A 16,537-nucleotide genomic window follows, 5' to 3' on the forward strand; every position below is an offset into this window, starting at 1 on the left:
CACTCGACTCCGGAAGGAGGGAGGGACCCCCCGGGGGGAAGGAGGGGGGAAGGGAGGGGTCAGCCGGAGTAGTGGCTGTCGAGGACGTCCTTGTACCGCTCGGCGACGACCTTGCGCTTGAGCTTGAGGCTCGGCGTCAGCTCGCCCTGCTCGACGGTGAGGTCGCTCTCGAGGATGGTGAACTTCTTGATCGTCTCCCACCGGTTGAGGCCGGCGTTCAGCTGGTCGACGTAGCCCTGGACCATCTCGCGGCAGGCGTCGGAGGTGACGACGTCGCGGTAGGAGGCGCCCTCCATCCCGTTCTGCGCGGCCCAGCCGGCGGTGGCGTCCGGGTCGAGCGTGATGAGCGCGGAGACGAAGTTGCGGTCGGCCCCGTGGACGATGAGCTGGCTCGCGTACGGGCACAGGCCCTTGAAGGTCGACTCGATGACGGCCGGCGCGATGTACTTGCCGCCGCTGGTCTTGAAGAGGTCCTTCTTGCGGTCGGTGATCCGCAGGAAGCCGCGCTCGTCGAGCTCGCCGATGTCGCCGGTGTGCAGCCAGCCGTCGGGGTCGATGGTCTCGGCCGTGGCGTCGGGGTTGTTGTGGTACCCCTCCATGTTGCCCGGGCCGCGCAGCAGCACCTCGCCGTCCTCGGCGATGCGCACCTCGATGCCGGGCAGCGGCCAGCCGACCGTGCCGTAGCGGTAGGCCCGGGTGCGGTTGACGAACGACGCGGCGCTCGTCTCGGTCATCCCGTAGCCCTCGGCGATGAGCATCCCCATCGCGTCGAACCAGCGCGCGACGTCCTGGTTGAGCGCCGCGGAGCCGGAGATGAAGAAGCGGATGTTGCCGCCGAAGCGCTCGCGGATCTTGCTCGCGACGAGCTTGTCGAGCAGGGCGTGCTTGCGCGCCAGCAGGCCGGAAGGCTGCTTGCCCTGCTCCCGCAGGATGCTCACCTCGCGGCCGGTCGCGGACGCCGCCCGGAAGAGCTTCAGCTTGAGGCCGCCCTCGGCCTCCATCATCATCTGGATGCGCGCGTACGCCTTCTCGAAGATGCGCGGCGCGGCGCCCATGAAGGTCGGCTTGACGACCGCGAGGTTGTCGACGATCTTGTCGATCCGCCCGTCGATGGCCGTCGCGAAGCCGATCTGCAGCGGCAGGGTCAGCAGGTTCTTGCCGAAGACGTGCGCGAGCGGCAGCCAGAGGTACTGGACGTCGTCCTCGGTGAGGATGTCGATGGCCTCGGTCGCGGCGCCCTCGTAGGTCCAGGCGCTGTGCAGCAGGCGCACGCCCTTGGGGCGGCCCGTCGTGCCGGAGGTGTAGATGATGGTCGCGAGCCGGTCCGGGGTCAGCGCGTCGATGCGCGCGTCGACCGCGCCGGGGTCGCCCTGGAGGTACTCCCGACCCAGCTGGCGCAGCTCGTCGAAGGTGAGCGTCCAGTCGTCGCCGTCGGGGCGGCCCTCCATGAGGACCACGCGCCCGACCCCGGGGGTCCGCTCGCGCACCGAGCGCAGCTTCTCGAGCTGCTCGGTGTTCTCCGCGAACACGACCCGCGTGCCGGAGTCGGCGAGGATGAAGGCGACGTCGTCGGCGATCGTCGTCGGGTAGATGGTCGTCGTCGCGGCGCCCGCGACCATGACCGCGAGGTCGGCGAGGGCCCACTCGTAGCGGGTGCCGGAGGCGATGGCCACGCGGTCCTCGGGCTCGACCCCGAGCGCGACCAGCCCGGCGCCGAGCTCGCGCACGACGACGTCGAGCTCGCGCCACGAGGTCGTCAGCCACTCGTCACCCGCCTCGGACACCTTGGCGTGGAGGAAGGCCGGCCGGTCGCCGGAGGCGGCGACCCGGTCGCGGAACAGGTGCGCGACGCTGCGGGCACGGTGCTCCAGGACCGCGTGGTCCACGGGCTCGTCGGCGGGGCTGTGGATCTGCGGGGTCACCCGGTGCATGGTGCATCGTCCTCGGCATCGGTGGCGTGGTCGCAGAATCCTGTCACACGAGCCGCCCGGAGGGAACGGGTTCGTTACCGGCGGGTCACTTTCCTTGTCACGGCGCGCGCGAGCCGCCCTGCGCGGCGTCGACGAGCCCGACCGCGAGCCACGAGGCGAGCATCGACGAGCCGCCGTAGGAGACGAAGGGCAGCGGCAGGCCGGTGACCGGCAGGAGGCCGAGGTTCATCCCGACGTTCTGGACCACCTGGACCGCCAGCCACGTCGCGACGCCGACCCCGACGAAGCGGCCGAAGGGTTCCTCGCAGCGCGCGGCGACGACGAGGACCCGGACGACGAGCACCCCGAGCAGCACGACGAGGCCGGCCGCCCCGACGAACCCGAGCTCCTCCCCCGCCACCGAGAACACGAAGTCGTTGAGCTGGAAGGGCACGAACCCGCCCTGGGTGCGAGGCCCCTCCATGAAGCCCTGCCCCCACAGGCCGCCCCCGGCGACGGCGAGGCGGACCTGGCCCACCTGGTAGCCGGCGCCGAGCGGGTCGGCGGACGGGTCGAGGAAGGTGAGCAGCCGCGCCCGCTGGTAGCCCGAGAGCAGCGGCGTCGTCCAGGCGGCGACGCCGAGCCCCAGGGCGGCCACCACGAGCAGCGCGACCCAGCGCAGCCGCAGCCCGGCGACGACCACCACGACGACGCCGACGGCGGTGAGGACGACCGCGCTCCCGAGGTCCGGCTGGAGCGCCACGAGGCCGACCGGCACGGCGAGGACGAGCACGGCGAGCCCGACCTCCCGGCCCCCGGGCGGCGCGCCGCGCGAGGGCCACGGGGTGAGGACGGCGGCGAGGGCCAGCACGATCCCGACCTTGGCGAGCTCGGCCGGCTGGAGGGTGAAGCCGCCGACGAGCGGGATCCAGGAGCGGGCGCCGTTGACCGTCGTGCCGAGCGGGGTCGGGACGAGCAGCAGGAGGACGACGGCCGCTCCCCAGGTCCACGGCGCCGCGACGCGCAGCCGCCCCCGCCCGGCCCGCGCGACGAGCACCGCCAGCGCCAGCCCGACGGCCGCCGTGACGAGGTGACGCACGAGGTAGGCGGACCCGGCGGTGCGGACGGTGGCCGACCACACGAGCAGCGCGCCGACGAGCGATGCCCCGCCGGCGGCGACGAAGAGCCCGACGTCGTGACCCGCCGCCCGGCCGCCCCGGCGCACGGCCGGGACGCCGGTCAGGCGGGGACGATGTTGGCGAGGACCTCGCGGCACCGCTCGACGTCCCCCGCCATCGCGTCCTTGAGCTCCTCGACGCTCTCGAAGCGCAGCGTCGGGCGGATGTGCTCGACGAACTCGACCATGACGGTCTCGTCGTAGAGGTCGAGGTCGTCGCGGTCGAGGACGTACGCCTCGACGGTGCGCCGGTCGCCGGTGTCGAAGGTGGGGTTGGTGCCGACGCTCACGGCGGCCGGCATCGTGCGGTCCGGGGCGTCGTCGGGCACGTCGAGCCGGGTCAGCCAGCCGGCGTAGACGCCCTCGGCGGGCACGAGCCCGAGGGAGTCGGGCGAGAGGTTGGCCGTCGGGTACCCGAGGCCGCGGCCCCGGTGGTTGCCGTGCACGACCTCGCCGACGACCCGGTGCGGACGGCCGAGGATGCGCGCGGCCTCGGCGACGCGGCCCTCGCCGAGCTCGCGCCGGATGACGGTCGAGCTGAAGCGCTCGCCGTCGCCGACGTCGTCGAGCGCGATGACCTCGAAGCCGAACTGCTCCCCGAGGTCGACGAGGGTGCCGACGTCGCCGGCGTTGCGGTAGCCGAAGCGGGTGTCCATCCCGACGACGACGCAGCGGGCGTCGAGGCCGCGGACGAACACGGAGCGGACGAAGTCCTCGGGCGTCTGCTGCGCGAACTCGGTCGTGAAGTCGAGGACGAGCAGGCCGTCGACGCCGGTGTCGGCGATGAGGTCGTCACGCACCCGCCCGGGGGCGATGAGCTCGGGGGCGCGCTCGGGGTGCAGGACCGCCACCGGGTGGGGGTCGAAGGTGATGGCGACCGAGGGCAGGCCGAGCCGGGCGCCGGCCTCGACGAGGGCCGAGATCACCGCCTTGTGGCCGCGGTGCACGCCGTCGAAGTTGCCGAGCGTGAGCACGCAGGGGCGCAGGGCCTCGGGCGTGGCGGCGGGGTCGGTCCATCGGTGCACGGGTGACACTCTACGAACTCGCCGGGGCGAAGGTGACGAGGGACCGCGCGGTGGGGCGCGCCTCGTCGAGCAGGGCCACGAGCGTGCCGTCCGGGGCGAACGCCGCGACCGGGCCCGTGCGGCCCGGGCTGAGCGACGGGATGCGCTGGCCGTAGCCGAGGGCGCGGGCCTCGTCGGCGTCGAGGGAGCGCGAGGGAAACGTGGCCCGGGCGGCCTCGGCCAGCGGAAGGACCGGCATCGGCTCGCCCTGGCGCGCCTCGAGGTCCGCGAGCGGGTGGGCGTCGGCCAGGGTCAGTCCGCCGACGCGGGTGCGGCGCAGGGCGGTGAGGTGGCCGGCGCTGCCGAGCGCGGCACCGAGGTCGCGCGCGAGGGCCCGCACGTAGGTGCCGGAGGAGACCGTGACCTCGACGTCGACGTCGAGCACGGCGGTGCCGTCGGGCGCCGTGCCCGCCCGGGCCTCGACGACGACGAAGCGCGACACCGTGACCGGCCGCGCCGGCAGCTGCACGTCCTCCCCCGAGCGCACCCGGTGGTAGGAACGCTTCCCGTCGACCTTGATGGCGCTGACGGCGCTCGGGACCTGCTCGACGGCGCCGGTCAGGCCCACGATGGCGGCCTCCACGGCGGCGCGGTCCAGGGACCCGGCGCCGGGGGCGCTCGTCACCTCGCCCTCGGCGTCGTCGGTCAGCGTGCTCTGGCCGAGGCGCACGGTCGCGGTGTAGTCCTTGTCGGCGCCGACGAGGTGGGTGAGCAGCCGGGTGGCCCGGCCGACGCCGAGGACGAGCACGCCGGTCGCCATCGGGTCGAGGGTGCCGGCGTGGCCGACCTTGCGGGTGGCGCACAGGCGCCGGCTGCGGGCGACGACGTCGTGGCTCGTCCAGTCCTGCGGCTTGTCGACGACGAGGAGGCCGTCGGGCGCGGGCTCAGCGCTCGAGCGCACCCGACGCCTCGTCCCGGGGCCCCTCGTCGGTGCCGTCGTCCTCGTCCGCCTCGGGCTTGCGGTAGGGGTCGGCCTCGCCGGCGTAGGTCGCGGCGGCGGCCGCGGCCGCGACCTGCGCGTCGCGCTCGCGGGCCTCCTTGAGCAGGTCCTCGAGGTGCGCCGCGGTCTCGGGGATCGCGTCGGCGATCCACTCGAGGCTCGGGGTGAGGCGGATGCCGAGCTGCTTGCCGACGAAGGAGCGCAGCCGGCCCTTGCTCTCCTCGAGCAGCCGGGCGGTCGTCTCGCGCTGGGCCTCGTCACCGAAGACGGTGTAGAAGAGCGAGGCGTGCTGGAGGTCGCCGGTCACGCGGACGTCGGTGACGGTGACGAACCCGAGGTCGGGGTCCTTGACGATGGACTCGAGGTTCGCGGCGGTCAGCGTCTTGATGCGGTCGGCGACCTTGCGGGCGCGTGCTTCGTCGGCCACGGGTCCTCCTCGGGCTGGGTGGGGTCTCGGCCTCTCGCGGGGCGTCCCCAACCCTAGTGACCCGCAGCGCCCCCGACCGCCCCGGGGCTACCATCGTCGCCATGGCGACCGCAGGGGCCCCTGTGGTGCGTGCCGCGCGTGCGGCCACGGCCACGCTCGCGGTCCTCGGGGTCTCGGCCGGCGCCCACCAGCTCGGTGGCGGGCAGGCCCCGGGGGCGGCCGCCTTCGTCGTCCTCGCGCTCGTCCTCGGCCCGGCCCTGTGGCTCGTGGCGGGGCGCCGCCTGCGTACCGCCGGGGTGCTCGGCGTGCTGGCCTCCGCCCAGGTCGTCGTCCACCTCGGGCTGCTCTCGATGGCCCCCGGCCACGGCACCGGCACCGCTGCGCACCACCACGGCGCGGCGCTGCTGGGCACCGGCGCCGCCATGCCGCCGATGACCCACCTCGAGCCGCGGATGCTCCTCGCCCACGTCGTGGCGACCCTTGCGCTCACCCTCCTGCTCGCCCGTGCCGAGGACGCCCTCTGGCACGTGGTCTCCGCGCTGCTGCCCCCGGCCGCGGCGCCGCTGCGCTCTCCCCTCGTCCCGCGGCTCGCCGTGCCCCTCGTGGCCGTCCGGCCCCTCGGGCGCACGCCGCGTCCGGTGGGGGGCCGGGCGCCACCTCTCGACGCCGACCTGCTGTGGGTCGGGTACGACGGACCGGCGTGGCTGCGCGGGGGCTCGTCGGTCGTCGTGGGCCGCATCGCGATGGACCTCGACGCCTGGGACCGCGCCGACCGCCTCTCGCGCGAGAACGCGGTCGGCCGCCGGCTCGACACCGGCGGGCCGGTGACCGGAGGGGGCGTCGACGCCCCGGCCGACCTCGCGGCCGTCGACGAGCTCGGCTTCCACCGCATCGACGACGCGGCCCATCTGCGCCGGGCGCACGCGAGCGCCCCGCACGAGCGGTTCCTGCGCCGGCCCTACTCCTACGACGACGGCACCGGCGCCGCGAGCAGCACCGGGCTGATCTTCGTCGCGTACCAGGCCGACCCCGTGCGCCAGCTCGTGCCGGTCCAGCGTCGGCTCGCCGAGATGGACCTGCTCAACCTCTGGACGACGCCGGTCGGCTCGGCCGTCTTCGCCGTCCTGCCGGGGGCGCGACCGGGCGAGCTGCTCGGCGAGGCGATGCTCACCTGACCCCGTCCCCCCACCCGTCGAGTGAACAGGACACGCCGTGCGCCCCGGAGGGCACACGGCGTGTTCTGTTCACTCGATGCGTCAGGCGCGCGGCTTCTCCCGCATCTCGTAGGTGGTGATGAGGTCCTCGAGCTGGAGGTCGTTGTAGGACCCGAGGTTGATGCCGCACTCGAAGCCCTCGCGGACCTCGGTGACGTCGTCCTTGAACCGGCGCAGACCGGCCACCTCGACGTTCTCGGCCACGACCACACCGTTGCGGGTGATGCGGGCCTTCGTCCCACGCTTGATCTCGCCGCTGCGGACGATCGAGCCGGCGATGTTGCCGAACTTGCTCGAGCGGAAGATCTCGCGGATCTCCGCCGAACCGAGCTCGACCTCCTCGAACTCCGGCTTGAGCATGCCCTTGAGGGCCTGCTCGATCTCGTCGATCGCCTGGTAGATGACCGGGTAGTACCGGATCTCGACGCCCTCGCGCTCGGCGACCTCGGCGTTCTGGCCCTCGGCCCGCACGTTGAAGCCGATGATGATCGCGTTGGACGCCATCGCCAGGTTGATGTTGTTCAGCGTGATCGCGCCGACGCCGCGGTCGATGATCCGCAGGTCGACCTCGTCGCCCACGTCGATCTGCAGCAGGGCGTCCTCGAGCGCCTCGACCGAACCCGACACGTCACCCTTGAGGATGAGGTTGAGGGTGTCGACCTTGCCCGCCGCGAGGGCCTCGTTGAGGTCCTCGAGCGAGATGCGCTTGCGGGCCTTGGCCAGGCTGGCCTGGCGGTCGGCGGCCTCGCGCTTCTCGGCGATCTGGCGCGCGGTGCGGTCGTCGGGGGCGACGACGAAGGTGTCGCCGGCCCGCGGGACCGAGGAGAGACCGAGCACCTGGACCGGACGCGACGGGGTCGCCTCCGAGACGTTCTGGCCGTGCTCGTCGAGCATGGCGCGGACGCGGCCGTGGGCCGAGCCGGCGACGATCGCGTCACCGACGTTGAGGGTGCCGGACTGGATGAGGACGGTGGCCGTCGCACCGCGACCCTTGTCGAGGTTGGCCTCGATCGCGACACCACGGGCGTCGCGGTCGGGGTTGGCCCGCAGGTCGAGCGCGGCGTCCGCGGTGAGCAGGACGGCCTCGAGGAGGCTGTCGATGTTCTGCCCCTGCTTCGCGGAGACGTCGACGAACATCGTCTCGCCGCCGTACTCCTCGGCCACGAGGTTGTACTCGGTCAGCTGCTGGCGGATCTTGCTCGGGTTCGCGCCGTCGACGTCGATCTTGTTGACCGCGACGACGATCGGCACGTCGGCCGCCTGCATGTGGTTGAGCGCCTCGATGGTCTGCGGCATGACGCCGTCGTCCGCCGCCACCACGAGGATCGCGATGTCGGTGACCTTCGCACCACGGGCACGCATGGCGGTGAACGCCTCGTGACCCGGGGTGTCGATGAAGGTGATCGGACGGTCGACGCCCTCGTGCTCGCGGTGGATCTGGTAGGCACCGATGTGCTGCGTGATGCCACCGGCCTCGCCGCCCGCGACGTCCTCGTTGCGGATGGCGTCGAGCAGGCGCGTCTTGCCGTGGTCGACGTGGCCGACGACGGTGACGACCGGCGGACGGGCCTCGAGGTCCTCGTCGTCCTCCGAGTCGATGCCGAACTCCAGGTCGATGCTGAAGGAGTCGTAGAGCTCGCGCTCCTCCTCCTCCGGCGAGACCATCCGGATGTCGTAGCCGAGCTCGGTGCCGAGGACCTTGAAGGTGTCCTCGTCGAGGCTCTGGGTCGCCGTGGCCATCTCACCGAGGTGGAACAGCACGGTGACGAGCGCACCGGGGTTGGCGTTGATCTTGTCCGCGAAGTCGCTGATGCTCGCGCCCTGGCGGATCTGGATGACGGTCGAGCCGTCGCCGCGGGGGACGCTGACGCCGCCGATCGACGGCGCTTGCATCTGCTCGAACTCGGCGCGCTTGGCGCGCTTGGACTTGCGGGCGCGGCCCGGACGACCGCCACCGCGGCCGAACGCACCCTGGGTGCTGCCGCGGCCACCGCGACCACCGGGACCACCCGGACGGCCGGCGAAGCCACCGCCACCACCGGGACGGCCGGCGCCACCGGCACCCGGACGACCGCCGCCGCGGGCCGGACGCTCGCCGGGGCGGGCGACCGCGCTGCGGTCGGGCATCATGCCGGGGCTGGGACGCGCGCCACCGGGACGGGGGCCGCCGGTGCCCGCCGGGGCACCCGGACGCGGACCGCCGGGGCGGTTCTGCGGACGGGGCATGCCCTGGCTCGGGGCGAAGGGGTTGTTGCCCGGGCGCGGGGCGGACTCGCGGCTGCGGCCCATCCCCTGGCTCGGGGCGTACGGGTTGTTGCCCGGGCGCGGGCCCGACGGGCGGGGACCGCCCGGACGCGGGCCGGCGGAGCCACCCTCGCGCGCCGCGGGGGCGGCGGGAGCGGCGGGCGCCGGTGCGGCGGGGGCCGCCGGGGCCGGGGCCTTGGGGGCCGGGGCCTTCGGGCCGGGCGTCGCCGGAGCCGGCGCGGACGGCGCCGCGGCGGCGGGCGCCGCCGGGGCCGGGGTGGCCGGAGCCGGGGTGGCCGGGGCCGCGGGGGCTTCGGGCCGGGGGTGGCCGGAGCCGGCGCGGACGGGGCCGCGGCGGCAGGCTGCTGGGGGGCCGCCGGGGCGGCGGGAGCGGCCGGAGCCGCCGGGGCGGCGGGGGCCTTGGGGGCGGGCGCCTTGGGGGCGGGCGCCTTGGCGGCGGCCTTCGGGGCCGCGGCCTCGACGGGGAACCGCTCGTTGTAGCGCCGGACCACCGGCGCCTCGATCGTCGAGCTGGCGCTCTTGACGTACTCGCCCATCTCGTTGAGGCGCTCGAGGACGACCTTGCTGGTCTCCCCGCGCTCCTTCGCAAGTGCGCTCACACGGACTTTAGACACATCTCTCCTGTCCAGGTCCGTGCCGGGGCGGCGCGGACCGTCGTTACAGCTGGGGGGTGCTCATCGCTGAGGACTCATCGGGTGCTCATTGCGTTCAAACCCGCTTCCGGTTCTGTCGTGCATCTGACGGTCACTCCTGCTCGAGGCCCTCGACCCAGGCCCGCACCTCGGTGGTGTCCGGGGCGGCACCGGCTCGCAGTGCGCGCCCGAACGCCCTCCGACGGACGGCGAGGTCGAGACACGAGACGCTCGGGTGCAGCCAGGCGCCGCGTCCCGGGCGACGGCGCCCGGGGTCGGGGAGGACCGTGGGGCCCTGCTCCGCCTGCCCGAGTACCACTCGCAGGAGTGCCGACCGGCTATCCGTCCCCCGGCACCCGATGCACGTGCGCACGGGCCCCGACGTCCGGAGTCCAGTCCGGTCGGTTCGCACCAGTCTACCGCCTATGCGGGCCCGGGCGTGTCGCGGGCACCCGTGGACCCCCCGCGGCCGGCGTCGGTGTCGGGCCGGATGTCGATCCGCCAGCCGGTCAGCTTGGCCGCGAGACGCGCGTTCTGCCCCTCGCGGCCGATGGCCAGCGAGAGCTGGTAGTCGGGGACGACGACGCGCGCGGCGCGCAGCGTCGGGTCGACGACCTCGACCGACTGCACGCGCGCCGGCGACAGGGCCGAGGCGATGAAGGACGAGGGGTCCTTGCTCCAGTCGACGATGTCGATCTTCTCGCCCTGGAGCTCGGCCATGACGGCGCGCACGCGGGCGCCCATCGGGCCGATGCAGGCGCCCTTGGCGTTGAGGCCGGGGACGGTCGAGTGCACGGCGATCTTCGTGCGGTGCCCCGCCTCGCGGGCCAGGGCCGCGATCTCGACGCTGCCGTCGGCGATCTCGGGCACCTCGAGCGCGAAGAGCTTGCGGACGAGGTTGGGGTGGGTGCGCGAGAGCCCGATCTGCGGGCCGCGGGGGCCGCGCTTGACCGAGACGACGAAGGTGCGCAGCCGCTGGCCGTGCTGGTAGGTCTCGCCGGGCACCTGCTCGGCGAGCGGGAGGATGCCCTCGATGGTGCCGAAGTCGACGAGCACGTGCTGCGGGTTCGGGCTCTGCTGGACGACGCCGGCGACGATGTCGCCCTCGCGACCCTTGAAGTCGCCGAGGATCGCGTCGTCCTCGATGTCGCGCATCCGCTGGACGATGACCTGGCGGGCCGTGGACGCGGCGACCCGACCGAAGCCGGTCGGGGTGTCGTCGAACTCTGGGCCGAGCTCGCGGCGCGGGCGGGCGGGGTTGCCCTCCTCGTCGACCTCGCCCTCGGGCGCCGGGACCTCGTGCTCCTCGCGGGCCCAGATGACGACGTGACCGGTCTTGCGGTCCAGCTCGGCGCGCGCGGAGCGGTAGTGGCCGTCGGTGCGCTGGTAGGCCAGCAGCAGGGCCTGCTCGATGGCGGGGACGATGATGTCCAGCGAGATGCCGCGCTCGCGCTCCAGGGCGCGCAGGGCGGCGAGGTCGATGTCCACGGGTCAGCTCTCCTTCGGGTCGTCGTCGCGGCGCGAGAACTCGACCTGCACGGCGGCGTGGTCGAGGTCGGGGTAGGCCAGCGGGACGGTGCGGGCGGGGGTCTTGGCGGTGGCGGGGACCTCGAGCACGAGGCCCGCGCGGTCGGCGGCCACGAGGCGTCCGGTGGTCTCGCCGTCGGCGGTCCGGGCGGTGACGAGGCGGCCGACGTTGCGCTGGAAGTGGCGCGGCAGGGTGAGCGGGCGGCCGACCCCGGCGGAGGAGACCTCGAGGGTGTAGGGCTGCTCGCCCATCACGTCGCTGGTGTCGAGGGCCTCGCTCACGGCGCGGGTGGCGTCGGCGACCTCGTCGAGGGAGAGGGGGGTGGTCGGCTCGGTGACGCGGTCGACGTCGCCGAGGTCGCGCTCGATGAGGACGCGCACGACGCGGCGCTTGCCGGCCGGCGTGACGGTGACGTCCTCGAGGACGAGGCCGGCACCGGCCAGGCCCTCCTCGAGGACGGGTCGGACGCTGTCCGCGGTGGCCATGACGCCGGTCTCCTCTCCCTGTGCAGTTCTCGTCCCGGCTCGCGCCGGGGGCACCACTCTAGGGCCCCGCGACGCGTGCTCGCACCGTGGCATGATGGCGCGGTGCCGGCCGACGACCCCCGGCGTCCGGGGCGGCGCCTGCTGCTCGCCGGCACCGGGACCGTCCTCCTGGGCGTGCTCACGGGGTGCGGCGTCCGCCTCGAGGACGACGCCCCACGCCTGCCCCTCGTGCCCACCCGTCGTCCCCTCCCGGCGCAGGACCTGATGGCGGCCCTCGTCCGCGACACCGCGGTCCTCGCCGCTGACGCGTCCGCGCTCGGCGACGACCTCGGCACGGACCTCGCGACCGCCCACCGGCGACAGGTGACCGTGCTGCGCACGACGCTGCTGCGGGCCGGCGTGCCCGCGGACGCCCTCGACCCGACCCCCTCCCCCTCCTCGACGGCCGACCCGCGGGGGCTGCGGTCCGACGTCGCCGCCCGGGAGTCGGCGGCCGCGGCGGCGGCGTCGTCGTTCGCGGCGGCTCCCACCGAGCTGCTGCCGACCCTCGCGGCGCTGCACGCGCAGCGTGTCGCGGCGGCGGCCCTGCTCGGCGAGCCGGCCCGGCCGACGGGCGACCCGCCGGCCGGGACCGGCCCCACGGACGCCCTGTCCGCCCTTCGGAGGGCCTGCTACCTGCTCGAGGTCGCGGCCGCGCGCTCCGCCGGCGCCCGGCGCGAGCGGGCCGTCGTCACCCTCGGCGTGCTGCGCGCCCTGCGCGACGACGCCGCGCGCCCGGGCCAGCCCCCGCCGGCCCTCGGGTACCCGCTGCCCTTCGCCGTCAGGACCGGGGCCGACGTGGACCGGCTCGTCGCCCGGGCCACGACCGACCTGCGCTCGTCGCTCGGCGCGGCCCTGCCCGCGCTCCTCGCGACCGACGCGCCGACCGGTCTCGCGGGCGCGGCCCGCTGGCTCGGTGGCGTCGAGGTCGAGGTGCACCGGTGGGGCGGGTCCCTCGTGCCGTTCCCGGGGCTCACGTGACCGTCGAGCTGCCGCCGGAGTGGGCGGCCCGGGTCGCCACCTACCCGGCGGACGGCGGCCCGACCGGGGAGGACTGGCTGGCGACCGTCCCCCGGCTCGTCGCCCAGGCGCTGGAGGGATGGGATCTCGTCCTCGACGACGGACCGGCGGGCACCGGGTGGACGGCCCTCGTCCTGCCCGTCCGCCGCGGCACCGAGCGCTTCGCGCTCAAGGTCGGCTGGCCGCACCCCGAGGGCACGCACGAACACCTCGCCCTGCGCACGTGGGGCGGGGAGGGCGCGGTGCGCCTCGTCGCGGCCCTGCCGTCCGACGGCCTGCTGCTCCTCGACCGGCTCGAGCGCACCGACCTGACGGACGCGTGGGACGAGGAGGCCTGCGCGGTCGTCGGCGGGCTGCTGCGGCGCCTCCACGTGCCGGCCCCGCCGCAGGTCCCGCGCATCGCCGCCTACCTCGAGCCGCACCTGGAGCGGATGGTCTCACGACCCGCCGTCCCGCGGCGCCTCGTCACGCGCACGCTCGGGCTCGCGCGCGACCTCCTGTCGGGGGCGCCGGAGCTCCTCCTGCACACCGACCTGCACTACGAGAACGTGCTGCTCCACCCGCAGGAGGGCTGGACGGCGATCGACCCCAAGCCGGTCGCGGGGCACCCCGGCTTCGACCTCTGGCCGGTGCTGCGCAACCGGTTCGCGGAGATGGGCACCGGCTCGGCCTTCCGCTGGTCGGTGCGCCGGCGGCTCGAGGTCGTGGCCGAGGCCGCGGGCCTCGACCCGGACGAGGCACGCGCCTGGACGCTGCTGCGCGCCGGGGTGGAGGTCAGCTGGGCGAGCGCGCTCGAGGGCGACGAGGCCGTCACGGCGTGCATCGCCCTGCACAAGGCGCTCGACGAGTGACCGCGGGTCGCGCCGCCCCCTCGTGACGGCACGACCCGCGGCGGGTCGTCACATCCGCTCGGCGCCGTCCCGGATCGCCTCGCGGATGCGGGTGTAGGTGCCGCAGCGGCAGATGTTGCGGATGCCGTCGAGGTCGGCGTCGGTGATGGCGCGGCCCTCGGCCCGGACGCGGCGCACGAGCGCCACCGCGGCCATGATCTGGCCGGGCTGGCAGTAGCCGCACTGCGCGACGTCGTGGTCGACCCACGCCTGCTGCATCGGGTGCAGGTCGGCGTCGACGGTGTCGGCGAGGCCCTCGATGGTCGTCACCTCGTCGTCGGGCGCGAGGTCGCCGACCCGGACCGAGCAGGGGTTGAACGCCTTGCCGTTGACGTGCGACGTGCACGCCTTGCAGACGTTGATGCCGCACCCGTACTTGGGCCCGGTGAGGCGCAGGACGTCCCGGAGGACCCAGAGGAGGCGGACGTCGTCGGCCACGTCGACCGTGACCCGCTCGCCGTTGACGAGGAAGGTGTGCTGGGGCATGGCTGGCTCCTCAGGAGGTGTAGGACAGGCCGTCGGTCGGCGACTCGGGCACGGACGGGACGAAGCTCTTCGGGGTGAAGGAGACCGTCCCGTGGTTGACGGGGAAGCGGGTCGGGACCTTGCCGGTCGCCCGGGCGTAGGCGCACGCGACCGCGGCCACCGACGCCGCGACGCCGGCCTCACCGGCGCCGCCGGGCAGCTCCTCGTCGGAGGGCATGACGATGCACCGGAACTCGGGCGGGACGTTCCACTGCCGCGTGTAGAAGTAGTTGTCCCAGCTCGCCTCGAGGAAGTGGCCGTCTTGCAGGTGGTTGCTGCTCGTGAGGGCGAGGGCGATGCCGTCGGCGACGCCGCCCATCATCTGCGCCTCGAGCCCGCGCGGGTTGACGACGAGCCCGGCGTCGACCGCGATGACCGCCTTCGTGACGCGCGGGCCGGTGACGGCGTCGCGGATCTTCCGGTTGACGGTCGCGGGCCGCGTGTCGAGCTCGACGAGCACCGCCGTCGCACCCTTGTACTCGGTGTGGACGGCGATGCCCTGGGTCACGCCCTTCGGCAGCGCGCGACCCCACCCGCCGGCCTTCGCGACCGCCTGGAGGCAGCGCTTGGCCTTCGCGTTGCGCAGGAACGACATCCGGAAGGAGTAGGGGTCCTTGCCGAAGCGCTTGGCGATCTGGTCGACGGCCAGCTCGTTGGCGGTCGCGACGTCCGGGCTGTAGATGTTGCGCATGCTGCCGGTGTTGAACCGGGTGTCGACCTCGTTGAGCAGCTGCGTGACGACGCCGAAGTCGTAGGGCAGCTCCTGGGTCAGCGTGAAGATCGACTGCGAGAGGCTGAGCCCGCCGAGGTTGGCCGGCAGCTCGGCCGCGAGGGCGGTGAGCCGCTCCCCCAGCCCGTGGCCGAAGTCGGTGACCACGCTGGTGTGCCGCTGCTCGAAGGTGAGGACCTGGCCGGCCAGCATCGTCGCCCGCACCCGCGAGGTCGCCATCGGGTGCGTGCGCCCCTGGCGCGGCTCGTCGGCGCGGTGCCACATGAGCTTGACCGGCTTGCCCATCGCCTTGGAGATCTTGGCGGCCTCGATGGCGGCGTCACCGAACAGCTTGTGCCCGAACGACCCTCCGCCGGTGACGACGTTGACGGTGACCTTCGAGATCGGCAGGCCGACCGCGCGGGCCACGTTGCGCTGCGCCACGAGCGGCGCCTTGAGGCCGGCCCACACGGTGGCGCGGTCCCGACGGACATCTGCGATGGCGCAGTTCGGCTCCAGCGCAGCGCTGCTGCGGAACATGAACTCCACCCGCAGGTCCAGGGTGCTCGCGAGCACCGGCACCTTCGGGACGACCATCGGCAGCTCGGCCCGGCGCAGCTCGGCGAGGATGGACTCGTCGTCCTCGCCGTCGACCGGCCCGCCGTTCCACTGCACGTCGAGCGCGCGGACGGCGTCGATGCACTGGCCGAAGGTCGCGGCCCGGACGGCGACACCGGTGTCGACGGTGACGACGTCGGTCACACCCGGCATCGCCTTCACCGTCGCGAGGTTGCGGACCGCGCGCGGCGTGCCGTTGAGCGTCGGCGGGCGGCAGACCATCGTCGGCAGCGCGCCCTCCACGAAGAGGTCCATCGTGAACTGCTTGCGGCCGGTCACGGCGGCGACGGCGTCGTCGCGGCCGTGCGAGGTGCCGATGACCGAGAACTCGCGGCGGGGCGTCAGAGAGACCTCGACCGCGACGTCCTCCGTGCTCGCGGCGAGCGTCGACAGCTGCCCGTACGTGAGCGTGGCGCCGGTCGGTCCGGTGACGACGCCGGCCTTCGTCGTGAGGGCCGAGAGCTGCGCGCCGAGCTCGGTGGCGGCGGCCCGCAGGAGCACGCCGCGGGCGGTGGCGGCCGCGACGCGGATCGGCGTGAACATCGACTGCATCGTGTTCGAGCCGCCGGTCAGCTGGTTGAAGACGAGCTCGGGCCGCGCCGGCGCGAGGGTGACGCGGACGCGGTCGACGGGCAGGTCGAGCTCCTCGGCGATGATCATCGCCGCAGCCGTCGTGATGCCCTGGCCGACCTCCATCCGCGGGATGCGAAGTGGGCGACGCCGTCCTCGTCGAGGTCGATCCGGATGAGCTGCGAGGTCGGCAGGGCCGAGTTGGTCTGCAGGTCACCGAGGTCGAAGATCTCGGGCACCTGCGGGGGGCTCGGCACCGCGGCGGACGCGCTCGGGGCGCCGCTCGACAGGTCGGCCGCGACGGCCAGGGTGCCGCTCGCGAGCACCCAGCCGATGAGGCGGCGGCGGCTGACGCCGGGGCGGTCCGATGGTTCCGAGGCGGGGGTCTCGGGCGTACGGGAGGTCGGGGCGGTCGTCATCGACGGTCCTTCCTGCACCCACCGACCGGACACGTCGTCGTGCCCGCAGGGGGATCGGGCGGCGCGGGTACCGAACGTTCGGAGCCGACCCCCGGACCGGATGGG

Annotated in this window: 14 protein-coding genes and 1 pseudogene; 3 read left to right on the top strand and 12 right to left on the bottom strand. The window is 74.4% G+C overall.

Annotation, left to right across the window (positions count from 1 at the left end):
• Positions 1 to 59: 59 nt before the first annotated feature.
• The 5 genes from LG324_RS14705 to rbfA all read right to left on the bottom strand — a co-directional run bounded on the left by LG324_RS14705 (position 60) and on the right by rbfA (position 5,518).
• Entirely contained in the window at positions 60 to 1,931 is a 1,872-nt protein-coding gene (locus tag LG324_RS14705) for an AMP-dependent synthetase/ligase (protein WP_404349063.1), read from the bottom strand.
• A gap of 97 nt (positions 1,932 to 2,028) precedes the next feature.
• The gene (locus LG324_RS14710) at positions 2,029 to 3,135 is read right to left on the bottom strand and encodes an FtsW/RodA/SpoVE family cell cycle protein (protein ID WP_404349066.1); all 1,107 of its coding nucleotides are present in this window, start codon (positions 3,133 to 3,135) and stop codon (positions 2,029 to 2,031) included.
• Positions 3,136 to 3,149: 14 nt separating this feature from the next.
• The gene (locus LG324_RS14715) at positions 3,150 to 4,112 is read right to left on the bottom strand and encodes a bifunctional riboflavin kinase/FAD synthetase (RefSeq protein WP_030528044.1); all 963 of its coding nucleotides are present in this window, start codon (positions 4,110 to 4,112) and stop codon (positions 3,150 to 3,152) included.
• A gap of 10 nt (positions 4,113 to 4,122) precedes the next feature.
• Positions 4,123 to 5,052, bottom strand: coding sequence for a tRNA pseudouridine(55) synthase TruB (gene truB / locus LG324_RS14720; RefSeq protein WP_404349068.1), 930 nt, complete (start codon positions 5,050 to 5,052; stop codon positions 4,123 to 4,125).
• The gene (rbfA, locus tag LG324_RS14725; RefSeq protein WP_404349071.1) at positions 5,036 to 5,518 is read right to left on the bottom strand and encodes a 30S ribosome-binding factor RbfA; all 483 of its coding nucleotides are present in this window, start codon (positions 5,516 to 5,518) and stop codon (positions 5,036 to 5,038) included. Before rbfA ends, truB begins: the two co-directional genes overlap by 17 nt.
• A gap of 101 nt (positions 5,519 to 5,619) precedes the next feature.
• Here rbfA and LG324_RS14730 point away from each other — a divergent pair, with 101 nt between their 5' ends.
• Positions 5,620 to 6,693: a Dyp-type peroxidase gene (locus LG324_RS14730; protein WP_404349074.1), complete on the top strand. Its 1,074-nt coding sequence runs from the start codon at positions 5,620 to 5,622 to the stop codon at positions 6,691 to 6,693.
• 81 nt (positions 6,694 to 6,774) lie between these two features.
• On the opposite strand, the pseudogene infB reads toward LG324_RS14730, so the two are convergent.
• The 4 genes and pseudogenes from infB to rimP form a co-directional block, all read right to left on the bottom strand.
• A pseudogene (gene infB / locus LG324_RS14735) lies at positions 6,775 to 9,611 on the bottom strand (translation initiation factor IF-2).
• A 130-nt stretch (positions 9,612 to 9,741) separates the two neighbouring features.
• Positions 9,742 to 10,041, bottom strand: coding sequence for a YlxR family protein (locus LG324_RS14740; protein WP_404349077.1), 300 nt, complete (start codon positions 10,039 to 10,041; stop codon positions 9,742 to 9,744).
• A gap of 11 nt (positions 10,042 to 10,052) precedes the next feature.
• Positions 10,053 to 11,117 carry a transcription termination factor NusA gene (gene nusA / locus LG324_RS14745; protein WP_030528038.1) on the bottom strand — a complete coding sequence of 355 codons (1,065 nt, stop codon included), beginning with the start codon at positions 11,115 to 11,117 and terminating at the stop codon, positions 10,053 to 10,055.
• Positions 11,118 to 11,120: 3 nt separating this feature from the next.
• Positions 11,121 to 11,642: a ribosome maturation factor RimP gene (rimP, locus tag LG324_RS14750; RefSeq protein ID WP_030528037.1), complete on the bottom strand. Its 522-nt coding sequence runs from the start codon at positions 11,640 to 11,642 to the stop codon at positions 11,121 to 11,123.
• 102 nt (positions 11,643 to 11,744) lie between these two features.
• Between rimP and LG324_RS14755 the strand changes: the two genes are divergently transcribed.
• Both LG324_RS14755 and LG324_RS14760 read left to right on the top strand, forming a co-directional pair.
• Positions 11,745 to 12,662 carry a DUF4439 domain-containing protein gene (locus LG324_RS14755; RefSeq protein WP_404349081.1) on the top strand — a complete coding sequence of 306 codons (918 nt, stop codon included), beginning with the start codon at positions 11,745 to 11,747 and terminating at the stop codon, positions 12,660 to 12,662.
• The gene (locus LG324_RS14760; protein WP_404349083.1) at positions 12,659 to 13,552 is read left to right on the top strand and encodes an aminoglycoside phosphotransferase family protein; all 894 of its coding nucleotides are present in this window, start codon (positions 12,659 to 12,661) and stop codon (positions 13,550 to 13,552) included. Before LG324_RS14755 ends, LG324_RS14760 begins: the two co-directional genes overlap by 4 nt.
• 48 nt (positions 13,553 to 13,600) lie before the next feature.
• Here the strand turns inward: LG324_RS14760 and LG324_RS14765 are convergent, their stop codons facing one another.
• The 3 genes from LG324_RS14765 to LG324_RS14775 are packed head-to-tail and all read right to left on the bottom strand — an operon-like array spanning position 13,601 to position 16,432.
• Complete coding sequence (locus LG324_RS14765) at positions 13,601 to 14,077, bottom strand: (2Fe-2S)-binding protein (protein WP_030528034.1); 477 nt, start codon at positions 14,075 to 14,077, stop codon at positions 13,601 to 13,603.
• A gap of 10 nt (positions 14,078 to 14,087) precedes the next feature.
• Positions 14,088 to 16,139: a molybdopterin cofactor-binding domain-containing protein gene (locus tag LG324_RS14770; protein WP_404349086.1), complete on the bottom strand. Its 2,052-nt coding sequence runs from the start codon at positions 16,137 to 16,139 to the stop codon at positions 14,088 to 14,090.
• Positions 16,100 to 16,432, bottom strand: a complete 333-nt coding sequence (locus LG324_RS14775; protein WP_404349089.1) for a hypothetical protein — start codon at positions 16,430 to 16,432, stop codon at positions 16,100 to 16,102. The genes LG324_RS14770 and LG324_RS14775 overlap by 40 nt, the downstream gene beginning before the upstream one ends.
• Positions 16,433 to 16,537 lie beyond the last annotated feature (105 nt).

It is taken from the genome of Phycicoccus jejuensis, from assembly GCF_044797865.1.
GTDB classification, from domain to species: Bacteria; Actinomycetota; Actinomycetes; order Actinomycetales; family Dermatophilaceae; genus Phycicoccus; species Phycicoccus jejuensis.